13 protein-coding genes are annotated in these 13,612 nt (G+C 58.3%); 9 read left to right on the top strand and 4 right to left on the bottom strand.

Annotated elements, in window-relative coordinates; genetic code table 11:
• Nucleotides 1-8 precede the first annotated feature (8 nt).
• From ACIROW_RS02275 to ACIROW_RS02260, 4 genes are read left to right on the top strand one after another with little or no spacing between them, the layout of a single operon-like run.
• The gene (locus ACIROW_RS02275; RefSeq protein WP_402271444.1) at nt 9-575 is read left to right on the top strand and encodes a hypothetical protein; all 567 of its coding nucleotides are present in this window, start codon (nt 9-11) and stop codon (nt 573-575) included.
• A gap of 15 nt (nt 576-590) precedes the next feature.
• Nucleotides 591-788 carry a hypothetical protein gene (locus ACIROW_RS02270; protein ID WP_116432771.1) on the top strand — a complete coding sequence of 66 codons (198 nt, stop codon included), beginning with the start codon at nt 591-593 and terminating at the stop codon, nt 786-788.
• Between the two features lie 4 nt (nt 789-792).
• Nucleotides 793-2,445: a cyclic peptide export ABC transporter gene (locus ACIROW_RS02265; RefSeq protein WP_402271442.1), complete on the top strand. Its 1,653-nt coding sequence runs from the start codon at nt 793-795 to the stop codon at nt 2,443-2,445.
• Nucleotides 2,442-3,638, top strand: a complete 1,197-nt coding sequence (locus ACIROW_RS02260) for a prohibitin family protein (protein WP_402271440.1) — start codon at nt 2,442-2,444, stop codon at nt 3,636-3,638. Before ACIROW_RS02265 ends, ACIROW_RS02260 begins: the two co-directional genes overlap by 4 nt.
• An 18-nt stretch (nt 3,639-3,656) precedes the next feature.
• Here ACIROW_RS02260 and ACIROW_RS02255 read toward each other — a convergent pair whose 3' ends face one another.
• Together ACIROW_RS02255 and ACIROW_RS02250 are read right to left on the bottom strand one after the other, a co-directional pair.
• Nucleotides 3,657-4,118 carry a DUF697 domain-containing protein gene (locus ACIROW_RS02255; protein WP_402271438.1) on the bottom strand — a complete coding sequence of 154 codons (462 nt, stop codon included), beginning with the start codon at nt 4,116-4,118 and terminating at the stop codon, nt 3,657-3,659.
• Nucleotides 4,119-4,195: 77 nt separating this feature from the next.
• Nucleotides 4,196-4,969 carry a 4'-phosphopantetheinyl transferase family protein gene (locus ACIROW_RS02250; RefSeq protein WP_402271435.1) on the bottom strand — a complete coding sequence of 258 codons (774 nt, stop codon included), beginning with the start codon at nt 4,967-4,969 and terminating at the stop codon, nt 4,196-4,198.
• Nucleotides 4,970-5,100: 131 nt separating this feature from the next.
• On the opposite strand from ACIROW_RS02250, the gene ACIROW_RS02245 reads away from it, so the two are divergent.
• Complete coding sequence (locus tag ACIROW_RS02245; protein WP_402271433.1) at nt 5,101-6,072, top strand: homoserine O-succinyltransferase; 972 nt, start codon at nt 5,101-5,103, stop codon at nt 6,070-6,072.
• On the opposite strand, the gene ACIROW_RS02240 is transcribed toward ACIROW_RS02245, so the two are convergent.
• The gene (locus ACIROW_RS02240; protein ID WP_402271431.1) at nt 6,026-8,314 is read right to left on the bottom strand and encodes an NADP-dependent malic enzyme; all 2,289 of its coding nucleotides are present in this window, start codon (nt 8,312-8,314) and stop codon (nt 6,026-6,028) included. The genes ACIROW_RS02245 and ACIROW_RS02240 overlap by 47 nt on opposite strands.
• Before the next feature lie 229 nt (nt 8,315-8,543).
• Between ACIROW_RS02240 and ACIROW_RS02235 the strand changes: the two genes are divergently transcribed.
• The 3 genes from ACIROW_RS02235 to ACIROW_RS02225 all read left to right on the top strand — a co-directional run bounded on the left by ACIROW_RS02235 (nt 8,544) and on the right by ACIROW_RS02225 (nt 11,003).
• Nucleotides 8,544-9,512, top strand: coding sequence for a LysR substrate-binding domain-containing protein (locus tag ACIROW_RS02235; RefSeq protein ID WP_402271428.1), 969 nt, complete (start codon nt 8,544-8,546; stop codon nt 9,510-9,512).
• 103 nt (nt 9,513-9,615) lie between these two features.
• Nucleotides 9,616-10,554, top strand: a complete 939-nt coding sequence (locus ACIROW_RS02230; protein WP_402272444.1) for a 3-hydroxyacyl-CoA dehydrogenase NAD-binding domain-containing protein — start codon at nt 9,616-9,618, stop codon at nt 10,552-10,554.
• Entirely contained in the window at nt 10,551-11,003 is a 453-nt protein-coding gene (locus ACIROW_RS02225; RefSeq protein WP_402271426.1) for a hypothetical protein, read from the top strand. The genes ACIROW_RS02230 and ACIROW_RS02225 overlap by 4 nt, the downstream gene beginning before the upstream one ends.
• Before the next feature lie 33 nt (nt 11,004-11,036).
• On the opposite strand, the gene ACIROW_RS02220 is transcribed toward ACIROW_RS02225, so the two are convergent.
• Entirely contained in the window at nt 11,037-11,468 is a 432-nt protein-coding gene (locus ACIROW_RS02220; protein ID WP_402271425.1) for a hypothetical protein, read from the bottom strand.
• An 830-nt stretch (nt 11,469-12,298) separates the two neighbouring features.
• On the opposite strand from ACIROW_RS02220, the gene ACIROW_RS02215 reads away from it, so the two are divergent.
• Nucleotides 12,299-13,522 (top strand): tyrosine-type recombinase/integrase, encoded by a 1,224-nt coding sequence (locus ACIROW_RS02215; protein ID WP_402271422.1) that lies wholly within the window; start codon nt 12,299-12,301, stop codon nt 13,520-13,522.
• Nucleotides 13,523-13,612 lie beyond the last annotated feature (90 nt).

The raw sequence follows: 13,612 nt of genomic DNA, 5'->3' as shown, positions 1-13,612 counted from the left end.
GCTGCCTCATGAACATCAAAAGAATATTGCCGAAGGTCGTCGCACGTACAGTCACAGGGGCAGGCTGCGTACTGCTGCTGTCGGCGCTGAGCGGCGTGCTGCCGGCCCGAGCCAATGCGCAGGACGCCAGCCATCATCTGGGCGCAGGCGCCTTCGTTTCCGATCAGCCGCTGCAGGAGCTGCTCAAGAAGCGTCGCCCGAAAGGCCTGATCTATCTTGCGGTGCCGCAGGCGATCATGGTCGCCAACGAGGGCGGGGCCAAGAAGACCAGTTGCTCGCCGCAAATCCAGCTGACCAATTCGTCCAACCAGACGCTGGAAGAACTGGTTGTCGGCATCCGGTACAAGAAAGCCGGCAAGACCATCGGCAGCACGTTGTCGCGCTTCTATCTGATCAAGACCGGCAAGCAGGACATGCATTTCTTCCCCAGCGTGCTCGACACTTCCAGCTGCGAAGAAACCATCGGTGAAGCGGAAGTCATCCAATGCCTGTACGACACCGGCGAGAGCTGCGCCCAGGACGTGCGTGCGTTGGAATACGGCGCCGTGCCATTGAAAATCCAAGACAAGAAATAACAAGGAGTCAACATCATGCCTATCGCATTCTTAATCTATCTGGTGCTGTGCGTTCTGGTCGCCTTCGTCGCGCGCAGGAGCCGGCTGGGATCCCTGCGCACGCTGTTGCTGGCGTTCCTGCTGACACCGCTGGTGGCGTTTATCTATGTGCTGCTGTTCGCCGCCATCGACGACAAGAGCAAGGTGTTCTACAACGGTCCGGCCGAGCGATGATCTGATGCGTCTGACCGAACTTCTTATTCGCGATTCAAAGACGTCGCTGCAACGTCTCGGATTAATGGCCCTCCTGGCCGGCGGCGCCAGTACCGGGATACTGGCGGTGGTCAACTCGGCCGCCACCACGCAGGCCAGCGGCGGCAACCAGCTTATTCCCATCCTGCTCTACGGCCTGGCCTTGCTGGTGTACATTTTCAGCCAGCGCTACGTTTTGCAGACCACCACCGACGAGGTCGAGCGCATTGTCGACGAGCGTCGCCGCAGCCTGATCCGCAAGCTGGCCGACTGCGAACTGCTCGGGGTGGAAAAGATCGGCCACGGCGCCATCTTTTCCGCGATCAACACCGACACGCAGACCATCTCGCAGACTGCCGGCAGCCTGATCCTCGGCGTTCAGGCGGTGATGATGATCTTCTGGACCACCATTTACATCGCCACCTTGTCGATTCCGGCGCTGGCGCTGGTGGTCGTGGTCCTGCTGGTGGCAGCGCGGCTGTATCGCAAGCGCGGCGAGCGTGCCAGTATCGACTTGCGGCGCGCACACGATGAAGTGGTGTCCCTGCACGAAATGGTCGAAGGGCTGCTGGCCGGCTTCAAGGAAGTGAAGCTGTCGAGCCGGCGCGCTGCGGAGTTGTTGCAGGATGCCGTCATGGTGTCCGGACGGACGGCGTTCTTTCGTTCATTGGCGCAGCGCGCGCTGGGCGTCAATTTCGTCTTTTCACAAGTCGCCATTTTCATCTTGCTGGGCACGCTGGTCTTCATCTTGCCCGCGCTCAGCACCACCTTCGCCGACAGCACGGTGAAGGTGCTGACAGCCGTACTGTTCCTGGTCGGCCCGGTATCGGGTGTGATCTCGGCGGCGCCGCAGATTACGGTGGCCAATGCCGCCGCCGAGAATCTGCTGAAGCTGGAAAAACTGTTCGATGAAAACGTGGAACAAGGCATTCCCTCCGGCGACCAGCGCGAGGCCGCAGCGCCGACGGCTGCCTTCGCGGACTTCAATACCCTTGAATTGCGACATCTGACGTTTGCGCGAGGCGAGGGCAGTGAGCGCTTCTCCGTCGGCCCGGTTGACCTGAGCATCCAGCGCGGCGAGACCCTGTTCATCACAGGCGGCAACGGTTCCGGCAAGACCACGTTCATCAAGATGCTGACCGGGCTTTATCCTGCAGACTCCGGCGAGATACTGGTCGACGGCCGGCTGGTGGTCAGGGCCGACATGCAGCGTTATCGCGACATGTTCGGCGCGGTGTTTTCCGATTTTCACCTGTTCCCCACGCTGTACGGCGTCGAGCGCATCGACCGCGAACGTGCGGCCGGCCTGATCGACGAGATGGAAGTCGAGAACAAGGCGCATCTCGACGGTCGCCGCTTCTCCACCGTCGACTTGTCGACCGGCCAGCGCAAGCGGCTGGCCCTGGTGGCGACGCAACTGGAAAACCCGCCGATCATGGTGCTCGACGAATGGGCCGCCGATCAGGACCCGCACTTCCGCGCCAAGTTCTACCAGCTTGTGCTGCCGCGTCTGCGCGCCGACGGCATCACCGTCATCGCCATCACCCACGACGATAAATATTTCCACCACGCAGACCGCCGCCTCCATTTCGAGGAAGGCCGCGTTACCAGTATCTCCAGCAAGGGAGCCGCAACATGAGCACCACAGAAGCATTCCACGCCCCGGCAGTCACCGTCTGGGAGCGATTGTGTCGGCGCCTGAAGTTTTTCAGCAACGACCTGATGATCGTCGCGGTGATCCTCGTGGTGATGATCGCGTTCTTGCTGCCGTCGATGATCGTCACGATTCCGGCCGGCCACCTGGGCGTGTTGTGGAAGCGCTTTGGCGGCGGCACGGTGATCGATCACGTGGAGACGGAAGGCACGCATCTGATGATGCCGTGGGACGTCATGTACGTCTACGACGCGCGACTGCAGAGCGTGGAACGCGAATTCGAAGTGCTGTCCTCGGACGGCCTCAAGCTGATGGCGACGCTGGCCTGGCGCTTCCGCGTGATTCCCGAACACCTCGGCGAGCTGCACAAATATGCCGGTCCGGAGTACGCCGAGACGCTGCTCGGTCAATCGGTCGGCGCGCGTGCACGCGACGTGATTGCGATCTATCGTCCGGAAGACATCTACACCAGCCATCGCCTGGAAATCCAGAATCAGATCTCCGAGTCGGTGCGTTATGACATCAAGAACCGCTTCAATACGGAGCTCCGTTCCGGCCAGAACTGGATCCTGATCGAAGACGTGCTGGTCAAGCGCATCGTGCTGCCGGACGGCGTGGAAGACGCCATCGTGCGCAAGAACGTGGCGCGCCATGAGGTCGAGCAATATGCACTGATCGTCGAGAAGGAACAGCAGGAGAGCGAACGCAAGCGCGTGGAAGCGCTCGGCATCCGCAACTTCCAGGAAATCATCAGCGGCGGCATGTCGGATGCCTATCTGCGCTGGCGCGGCATCGAGGCGACGCTGGAACTGGCGCGTTCCGAGAACGCCAAGGTGGTGGTGATCGGCAACGACAAGACGGGCGGCCTGCCCTTGATTTCCATCAACGGCGACGGCGTGCCGCAGAAGAAGGACGCCAAGGATAAAGCGAACGCTCCGCGCGCAGACATCGGCAGGGGCGATACCACGCTTGAGCTGAAATCAGGCGCACGCAACAGCAAGAATGCGGGTGCCGACCCGGTTCCTTCAGAGAAGAGCGCAACGGCAAAAGCGGCCGCCGCTGCCGCTGCCCTCAAACCGGCGGATTCCGCTCGCGATCTCCAGGCACGTGAAGCACACCGGGAACAACGGCCTTTGCGCGACCACCCGCCGATGCCGATGCCGCCGCCTTTGCGCTAGATCGGCAGAGGGCTTGAATCAGGCGTGCGCTTCGGCCAATTCCGGCGAAGCCGACGACTGGCGTTCGCCGATTTCTCCCGGCGAGGGCAGGTCAATGCGTCCGTTCGCAATCAGTCGGCCCATAAGCAGTTCTCCGAGCACGTAAGTGTAGGCGGCGCTGAGGCCGGCCGAGGGCAGGGTGCCGGCAAAATAACTCGCGAACGACAGATAGCGCAACGCGGTGGCGCTGAGGCTGCCCGGCGACAAGCCGCCCAGGATTCCCGTGATGACGTCGCGCGCGGCAGTGCGATTGAATTCGGCGCCGTACAGCGCGCATAGCTTTTTCGCCATGCGCACTTGTATCGACAAGGCCGCAGCCATGTCGAGCAAGGGCAAGGGAATGGCCATGCTGGCGCCGGCCATGGAGGTATGCCGGATGATCACGTCCTGCGCGTGCAAACGGCGTAACGCGGCGCGGGTGAGCGGGGCGGGCGCAGTCATGTTTTCTCCTGGATGTTCGGGGGGAGGGTATCGATGGACAACCTGCTTGATGGAGTACTTATTCTAGCCTGCCGGGATCATTTAGGTCTGGTCTCAATCTTCAGTTGCCAGGTTGAAATCCGCCGGCAATCTCCGTAAGCGGCAACGGCCCCGACATAATCCGCTGCCCGCGGAAGATCGGAGCAACGCCAGTCGGCAAGCCGGGTTCCGGCCGGCGCATGCGTGAGCCAATCCATCGCGCCGACACGGATGTCGACCGCGTAGCTATCCAGCGCAAGGGACAGTCCGCGTCCCACCGCCTTTGCCACCGCCTCCTTGCGGCTCCAGCAGCGCATCATCGCGTGCGGCGAATCGGGGGCCTCTCGTATCGACCGCAGTTCCTGCGGATGAAATGCGGACGCAATATCGATAAAGTCAGCAGGCGCTTGCACGGACTCGATATCGATCCCCACGTCGCAGTCGCGCCCCAGCACCAGCCACACCTGCGTTCCCGAGTGACTGATGTTGCCCTGCAGCGCAGCGCCGGGCAGCATCGGCTTGCCCCACGGATTGACATCGAATTCTTGTACGCCTGACATGACGCCGCAAGCAATCGCGGCGCGACGCAGCAGGGCGCGTCCATACAAATGCCGGACCGCATCGGCAGCGTGCAGAAAGCGTGCGGCGCGATCCTGTTCCGATGCCGAAGTGTATGGAAGGCAGCAGGCAGTAAGGGCGGCGAACCGGTCCGGCGCAAGCGTGACGCCGATGCACAGCGCGCTATGCGACGGCAGCGCCGGGAGGGCAATGTCGAGCGCGGCCTCGGCTGAAAGTACGGCCGCAGGAATTGTCAGCAAGTCAGGTGCAGCCATGGCGAGTCGTCCGGATCATGCGTCATTGCGTCGTGGAATGTTGTCGGTATTTTATGCGCCAAACTCTGGCCCGAAGGCTTTTTTTGAAATGTGAGACGCACGGTATAGTCGCCGAAAATGCCGGTGCTACCATGGCCGGCAAAGCAGACCGGAAGCCTATGCCAATCAAAATTCCAAGCCGTTTGCCCGCACGAGCCACGCTCAGGGCCGAAGGCGTCATGGTGGTGGATGACCAGAGCGCATGGCCTCGGCACCAGCGATCGCTACGCATCGGCTTGCTTAACCTCATGCCGGACAAGATCAATACGGAAACCCAGATTGCCCGCTTGCTCGGCGCTACCCCCTTGCTGGTCGATCTGACACTGGTGAAGATGACGAACCATGTGCCCAGGAACACGCCGGGCGAACACATGGCGTCGTTTTACCGGAACTGGTCGGACATCAAGGGGCAGAACTTCGACGGCTTCATCATCACCGGCGCACCGATAGAAACGATCCCGTTTGAGGAGGTGCGCTATTGGAATGAGCTCACCGATATCTTTCGCTGGACGCAAACCAACGTCCACAGCAGCTTCAACATCTGCTGGGCGGCCCAGGCGGCGTTGCATTATTTTCATGGCATGCCGCGATACCTGCTGGAGGAGAAGGCGTTCGGCATATTCCGGCATCACGGGCTGGATGCAGGCTCGCCGTATCTGAAAGGCTTTCCGGCCGATTTCAATATTCCGGTGTCACGCTGGATGGAAATTCGGCGCGCCGACATTCCGGCGGACAGCGGCATTTCGGTTCTGATGGGTTCCCCGGAAACCGGTCTCTGCCTGCTCAACGATCCGCAACATCGCGCGCTGCATTGCTTCAACCACGTCGAGTACGACACCCACACGCTGGCCGACGAATACTTCCGTGACCGGAAAGCGGGCAAAAACATCGGCCTTCCGAAAAACTATTTTCCCGGCGACTGCGAAACCCTGCCACCGGAAAACCAGTGGCAGGGGCATGCGCATCGCTTATTCGGGAACTGGCTGCATCAGATTGCCGGGACGATCGCCGATAAAACTACGATGGGCGATTTGCATCCAGGACCGTCAGCGCCGCCATGTTGATGATGCGTCGCACGGTGGAGCTTGATGTCAGGATATGCACCGGCGCGTTCACGCCGAGCAGGAACGGACCCACCGCCACGTTGCTGCCCGCGGCTGTCTTGAGCAGGTTGTAGGCGATATTGCCGGCGTCGACATTCGGGCAGACGAGCAGGTTGGCGGAGCCCTTGAGTCGCGAACTCGGCAGGATCTGCAGACGCAGTGCCTCGTCCAAGGCGCAATCGCCATGCATCTCGCCGTCGACCTCCAGCGTCGGCGCCCGCTCGGTAATGATGTCCAGGGCGCGACGCATCTTGCTGCCGGAGGCCGAACTGGCGGAACCGAAATTGGAGCGCGACAGCAGCGCTGCCTTCGGGACGAGGTTCAACCGGGTCATTTGTTCTGCGGCCGCGATGGTGAATTCGGCGATCTGTTCGGCGCTGGGGTCATCGTTGACGTGTGTGTCGACCAATGCCACCGTGCGCTGATCCAGCAACAGGATGTTCATCGCGGCATAGGTGTTCGCACCGGGTTTCTTGCCGATGACCTGGTCGACATAGCGCAGGTGGTCGTGATACGCGCCGACGGTGCCGCAGATCATGCCGTCGGCGTCGCCCAGGCGCACCATCATGGCGCCGATCAGGGTCAGGCGTCGGCGCATCTCGACGCGCGCCATCTCCTTGGTGATGCCTTCACGGCACATCAGGTCCCAGTAGGTGGTCCAGTATTGATGGAAGCGCTCGTCATAATCCGGGCTGGTGACTTCTACGTCCTGCCCCAGGCGTAGCCGCAAGCCGAATTTCTGGATGCGCGCCAGCAAGACTTCGGGACGGCCGACCAGGATCGGGCGCGCCAGTTTTTCATCGACGATCACTTGCACTGCGCGCAGAACGCGCTCGTCCTCGCCTTCGGTAAAGACGATGCGCGCCTTGTCGCCGTCGCGTACGCGTTGCTTGGCAGCTGCGTACAAAGGCTTCATGAACGCGCCAGAGTGGTAGACGAATTGCTGCAACTGTTCCACGTAGGCATCCAGATCGGCGATCGGTCGCGTGGCGACGCCGCCCTCCATGGCGGCCTTGGCGACTGCCGGCGCGATGCGCACGATCAGGCGTGGATCGAACGGCTTCGGGATGAAGTACTCGGGACCGAACGACAAGTCGTAGCTGCCGTAGGCTGCTGCGACGACATCGTTCTGTTCTTCTTCCGCCAGGCCTGCGATGGCGTAGACCGCGGCAATTTCCATTTCGCGGGTGATGGTGGTGGCGCCGACGTCCAGCGCGCCGCGGAAGATGTACGGGAAGCACAGCACGTTGTTGACCTGGTTCGGATAGTCAGAACGTCCGGTCGCCATCACGATATCGTCACGCACCGCCAGTGCAACCTCGGGCAGGATTTCGGGAGTCGGATTGGCCAGCGCCAGGATCAGCGGACGCGCCGCCATGGTAGCGACCATTTCCTTTTTCAGCACGTTGCCGGCGGACACGCCGAGGAACACGTCGGCGCCTTCGATCACCTGTGCCAGCGTGCGCAAGTCGGTCTTGCGCGCATAGCGTTCCTTGTCCGGATCCATCAGTGTCGGGCGTCCTTCGTAGACCACGCCTTCGATGTCGGTCACCCAGATATTCTCCAGCGGCAGGCCCAGGTCCATCATCAGTTCCAGGCAGCCCAACGCGGCTGCGCCGGCGCCCGACACCACCACTTTGACTTCGGCGATGTCTTTCTTGACGACTTTCAGACCGTTGATGAAAGCGGCCGATACCGTGATTGCGGTGCCGTGCTGGTCATCATGGAATACAGGGATCTTCATGCGATCGCGCAGCTGGCGCTCGACGGTGAAGCATTCAGGCGCCTTGATGTCTTCCAGGTTGATGCCGCCGAAGGTCGCTTCCAGGCCGGCAATGATCGTCACCAGCTTGTCCGGATCAGTCTCGTTGATCTCGATATCGAAGACGTCGATGCCGGCGAATTTCTTGAACAGGACCGCCTTGCCTTCCATCACCGGCTTGGACGCCAATGCGCCGATATTGCCGAGCCCGAGGACCGCGGTGCCGTTGGTGATGACGCCCACGAGATTGCCGCGCGCCGTGTAGCGGAAAGCATTGAGCGGATCGGCCACGATCTCTTCGCAGGCCGCGGCCACGCCCGGCGTATAGGCCAGCGTCAGGTCGCGCTGGGTGACCAGGGGCTTGCTGGCATTGACGGTAATTTTGCCGGGGGTAGGGTACTGGTGGTAATCCAGTGCTGCTTGGCGGTCTGTCGTGTTCATGTGTTCATCCTCTTCCAGAATGCGCCGGCCGATGGCTCAAGGCGCTTGGTTGTCGATTTGTTGTCAGTTTGTTATCGGTGTTGAGTTTCTTGCTGTTGTTGGCGCTCACACCGTTTTTTCTTGGTCATCGTCACCGCAATGACTTGAGGCAAGTTTAGGCAACAACTATATGGAGATCATTTTGATTTATTATGACTCCATCATATTTTTCTAATGAAAGACCATCCTCATGGAGGTTTTTGACGCCAATGCGCTGCTCAGACGCCTAAGCACCCGCCTGAAAATGCGCCATCTGCTCTTGTTGTTGCAAATACGGCAACACAAGTCGCTCACGCGCGTGGCCGAGCACATGGCCAGCACGCAACCGGCCATTACCAATGCGCTTTCCGAATTGGAAGGGATGTTCGGCGGCGCGCTGTTCGATCGTTCGGCGCGCGGCATGGCGCCCACGGAACTAGGCAAGGTGGTGCTGGAGCGGGCAGAGGCGATGGTCCACGACCTGCGCCATCTGGTGCGCGACATCGAGACGCTTTCCTCCGGCCATGCCGGCCATCTGCACATCGGCATCACGCCTTTCATCTCGGGTCAGCTACTGACCAGCGCGATTCAGCGCACCCGGCCTGACGGCGACCAACGGCTGACCGTGACGATTCATGAAGGAACCAGCGACCAGCTCCTGGCGCAATTGGGCGAACACGCCCTCGACCTGGTCATCGGGCGCGCATCCTCCGGTGTGAACCTGGAGAACATCCGGTTCGAGGTGCTGTACCGTCAGCAGCCGCGGTTGATCGCCAGCCGCCGCCTGGCGGCGCAACTGGGCCGCGTGCGCCTGGACTGGCACAAGATGGTTGAGCTCGACTGGATCCTCGGCGCCCCCAATACGCCGATGCGGGAGCAGGTGGCCGATATTTTCCTGGGCGCGGGTATCGTCCCTCCGGCGCCGGTCGTGGAAAGCTACTCGGCGAAGTTGATCGGCGAGATGATCGTCTCCAACGAAAGTGCGATATCGATTGTTCCGTCCGATATCGCAGAAGAACTGGTGCGCGTCGCCGGCGTGGCGATCGTGCCGTATTCGTTTGACTGGACGCTGTCCCCGATCGCCTTGTTCATGCGCTCGGACGGGGTCGAGCGCAAGGCAGACCAACTGTTCGCCGAAGCCTTGCGCGCGGTCTGCCAGGAGACGTACTCAGGCAGTTAGCGCGGAAGCGACCGGGGCAACCCCGGTTTGCGGGAACATCAAAAGACTGGGATGATTCCGGCAGGCAGATACACATTCTCATGAAGGCATATTGAAAGCGACTATGGTGGAGACAAAGAAAAAGATTGCAGTGGTTGGAACAGGCGTGATCGGCGCGAGCTGGGCTGCGCATTTCCTCGCGCACGGCTTCGACGTGGCGGCGACGGATCCGGCAGAGGGCGCTGAAGAGCGGTTGCGCATGCTGGTCGACCGCTTCTGGCCGGCGCTGGAACGCATCGGCCTGGAGGAGGGCGCCTCGCGTGACCGCCTGAGCTTCCACACATCGCTGGAGGACGCTGTCGCCGGCGCTTACCTGGTGCAGGAGAACGGTCCAGAGCGCATCGACGTCAAACGCGCGTTGATTGCCGAGATCGACGCCTTTGCACCGCCCGAGGCCCTGATCGCCACCAGCTCGTCAGGCATCGTCATCAGTGAAATCCAGGACGCCGCAAAGCACCCCGAGCGCGTGCTGCTGGGACATCCGTTCAATCCGCCGCACCTGATCCCGCTGGTGGAAGTGATCGGCGGACGCCTCACCTCAGAGGACGCCATTGCGCGCGCCATGGCGTTTTACGATTCGGTCGGAAAGAAGGCCATCCACATCCGCAAGGAAGTAAAAGGCCACGTCGCAAACCGCCTCCAGGCGGCGCTATGGCGCGAGGCTTTTCATCTGGTCGAGGAGGGCGTGGTATCGGTCAGCGACATCGACACCGCGATTGCTTACGGCCCCGGCCTGCGCTGGGCGCTGCTTGGTCCGTTCATGAACCTGGAGTTATCCGGCGGCGCTGGTGGGATCGGTCATATGCTGGAGCATCTGGGGCCGCCGATCGAATCCTGGTGGAAGGATCTGGGCGACGTCTCACTGAATCCAGAGCTGATCGGGCGCTTTGCTCAGGGTGTGAAAGACGAGTTGGGGGATCGCGATATCGTGGCCGTGCAGGCGGAGCGGGATGATGTGTTGCTTTCTTTGTTGGCGCTTAAGGATGGGGCTTCGCATTTGTGAGTGCGTTGTTGAAGGGCCAGCAAGAGCGCGGCTCGGTACGCTTTCCCATCACTTCCTGCGATCGATCTGGCCGAGCACTGTGGGTGCCAATGACCGCGCGCAAAACCCCGCCGACACAGCGCATAAGCGCCTTGACGGCATCGGAGAACAAAATGACAAAAGGGGGAACCGTGCGATTTGACTACACCGAAGACGAAAAAGACTTGATTGTAAATTTCAAGGTTGCAGAGGCAAAAGCCGCGTTGGCGAACGAATATTCCTTTCCAATGGCATTTCTTGCTGCGGCAGTTGTTTACCTAAAATGGGAAAATTGGTTTTTCTCCATAGTGGTTTTCGCTTTAGGAATTTACTGGATAGGGCGTGCAGAGAAAAAGCGCGCGGATAAATTGGAGGAGGGGCACGAACGATTGATGAACCAAAAATACTCGGATGCCCTTTCTGACGAATAGAAAAAAGCCCGGTTCGTCGCCGGGCTTTTTCTTTTACAGTTTTGAATCGAAAAGGCCTTTGCGACTAATCCCGTGTTGCGCGTGATTTTGGGCTAGGCTATTGGCCTGGACCTGAAAGAGCTTATTGACCGCCCCGTAAGACAATGCGCTTGAGAACAATGAATTGTATGAGCGCCGACTATTCACAACTTCAGCCACATACAATTTATCGTCAGAATCGACATACTTCGACAGGTGGTCAAAGACTGCGTCGCAGCTGAGGTCCGTTTCAACCTCAAACTGAGAGAGCAGAACTTTCGTGGTTGTGCCAAGCAGATAAATCGCATTGATAATCCTGTCGTATTTCTGAGCAGGGGCAATCAAGTCGTATCCGACAGTTACTTTTCTAGGCATAATTGCGAGTCCTTTATGCAAGTTGAGGAAATGCTTACCTTTCGCGTCGAAACTCAAGGTAGGCGAGGCCATTGTATTCCTTTTTTTTGAGGGGTCCTGGCTCGTACTGTTGTTTTAAACAGCAGGAACGACAAAAAGCCCCGGTTTCGGGGCTTTTTGTTATCAAAACACCACCTAATTTTAATTGCGTCTGTGCAATAAAGAGGCGTTAAACAGCGTCGTCAATCGCATGAAAACGTCAGCGTGACCTCATAGTCGTCGTCACTGCCAAGGCCAGGAATCCATGCGCCTGTCAGTGATGCCAGTTCGCCGACCTTGTTCAGGTTGCGGTTGGTCGACTCGCTGACGACGCCCTTGTATTTGGTTTCCTCGCTGGCGACATCGTGACGCTTGCTGGATTTGCTGCACGTCGATGCGGCGACCTTTAATGCCGCGCCCTAGGCTTCGTTCTGTGACTCGCCAAAACCGGTCGTGCGGAACGTGCCGCCAGCCATCGGGACGACGTTAGCCGGTTTGGTAGCGCAGGATGCCGAGTTGATAGCGGACCGGCCGCATGTTCATTTCCCGCAGAACGTGAGATTGCTCCAGGCGCTGGAGCCGGAGCAATTCAGGAATCCACTACACGTATTAATTCGCATAATTTACATTATGTAAAACCGAACCTTATGTAATCTGGTGTTCATGGCCGTGGCTAAGTCTATGTTTTTGTTATGTTCTGTAGCTTGCCAACTTTAATATAGAACCTAATGTATTAAGTGTTCACCACTTTATATAAGTTCTTGATTTGAATTACCTTTCTCATCAAAATTGAATCAGGGCTTGTCATATGTTTGCGGCCGCCTATCATGGCGGCCATGCGAATAATTTCTTGCCGATTGTCCAGTGGACGACGTACTCCAGTCTTGTTTCGAGATACACCGCCTCAACCGGTGTTACTGCCATTTCTCTACCTTACTCTCAAGCGACAGTACAAGGCGTACAACACAATTCGCAATGATCTGGTAACGATCAAGGCCTTCTACGATTTCTTTGCGCAGGACGGAATCGACGTCGATGAGGTATTAATTGATGGTCAGTTTGCCATCCTGCTAGCTAGAGTCGAACAGTTTTTGGCCTGGCTTAGCACCGAGAAAATTGCTCATAATGTGGTTGGCCGACTTGGCAGTGTCGAGCCTACAAGTCATTACGGAATCGATCCAGTAACGAGAGATGGATATGTGCGTGCTCTCAAAAGTTACTTACTTTGGTGCGTAGACCGTTATGGTCGATCGACGTCAGTCAAAGAGATCGGTACCCTTCTCTCTGCATCCTCAAGCGCAATAGCCTCGCGATTCGACAGCTTCCTGGTTGCGACTAGCCGGCGCAATTTCAATTTTAAAAGCTTCACTGATGCAGAAATAGCTGCAATCAGAGAGTTCGCTTATCCGGGTGATCCAAAGAATCCCTTTCGCAATACAAACCAATTCCGCAATTGGCTTATTGTCGATGTGCTTTTTGAAACAGGTATTCGCGTTGGTGAGCTTTTGGGTCTTTCCACCAACTCCATTCATCGAGGTGACAGCACTTGTTATCTAAGCATTGTCCGTAATCCAAATGCTGGAATAGATACGAGATCGCGAGCGCCATCGCTAAAGACTCTGCATAGCCAAAGAACCATTGCTATTTCAGAGCATCTCTTCGAACGAATTCAACACTACATTCTTCACAAACGACGCCCTATCCGAAATGGACGTTCACTCAAGCTCAAACATGGTTACTTGTGGGTAAGCGAACGCGGCAAGCCGTTAGCGGCGAACTCAGTCGGGAATTTATTTGAACGCCTCGCAAATGGGATTCGAGCACAGACACCGGAACTCTTGCGATCGGCATCTCCACATTCTTTTCGTCATACGTTTGCAGAACGCTTTCTTCAATATCTTCTTGAAGTGAAGGGATGCGATATGGAACGAGCGAAGGATGAGTTGCGTGCAATCTGTGGTTGGAGTAACGACTCAACAATGCCGCAATATTATTCGAGGCGATATATCCATAACCTGGCCAACTTACATAATCAGAATCGGATCGAATCCGCATGGGAAAGACTTAAGTCGGCCCCTGCCAACACATCGAGTAATCGGAGCCTCTAATGCAGTTTGCACTGTTTGACTCAGCACCTGAGCCAGGGAATAGCTATAAGTTTGCAAATCCAGGTAGGGCAAAAACTAGGCGTCGGACGG

It is taken from the genome of Herbaspirillum sp. NPDC101397 (genome assembly GCF_044767325.1).
GTDB lineage: Bacteria > Pseudomonadota > Gammaproteobacteria > Burkholderiales > Burkholderiaceae_D > Herbaspirillum.
Note: the sequence above shows the minus strand (reverse complement) of the source record. Positions and strands in the feature narration are given on the sequence as shown.

Coding starts and splice junctions, on each gene's coding strand:
- ACIROW_RS02275 (WP_402271444.1), top strand. CDS start 9: ATGAACATCAAAAGAATATTGCCGAAGGTCGTCGCACGTACAGTCACA.
- ACIROW_RS02270 (WP_116432771.1), top strand. CDS start 591: ATGCCTATCGCATTCTTAATCTATCTGGTGCTGTGCGTTCTGGTCGCC.
- ACIROW_RS02265 (WP_402271442.1), top strand. CDS start 793: ATGCGTCTGACCGAACTTCTTATTCGCGATTCAAAGACGTCGCTGCAA.
- ACIROW_RS02260 (WP_402271440.1), top strand. CDS start 2,442: ATGAGCACCACAGAAGCATTCCACGCCCCGGCAGTCACCGTCTGGGAG.
- ACIROW_RS02255 (WP_402271438.1), bottom strand. CDS start 4,118: ATGACTGCGCCCGCCCCGCTCACCCGCGCCGCGTTACGCCGTTTGCAC.
- ACIROW_RS02250 (WP_402271435.1), bottom strand. CDS start 4,969: ATGGCTGCACCTGACTTGCTGACAATTCCTGCGGCCGTACTTTCAGCC.
- ACIROW_RS02245 (WP_402271433.1), top strand. CDS start 5,101: ATGGCCGGCAAAGCAGACCGGAAGCCTATGCCAATCAAAATTCCAAGC.
- ACIROW_RS02240 (WP_402271431.1), bottom strand. CDS start 8,314: ATGAACACGACAGACCGCCAAGCAGCACTGGATTACCACCAGTACCCT.
- ACIROW_RS02235 (WP_402271428.1), top strand. CDS start 8,544: ATGGAGGTTTTTGACGCCAATGCGCTGCTCAGACGCCTAAGCACCCGC.
- ACIROW_RS02230 (WP_402272444.1), top strand. CDS start 9,616: ATGGTGGAGACAAAGAAAAAGATTGCAGTGGTTGGAACAGGCGTGATC.
- ACIROW_RS02220 (WP_402271425.1), bottom strand. CDS start 11,468: ATGGCCTCGCCTACCTTGAGTTTCGACGCGAAAGGTAAGCATTTCCTC.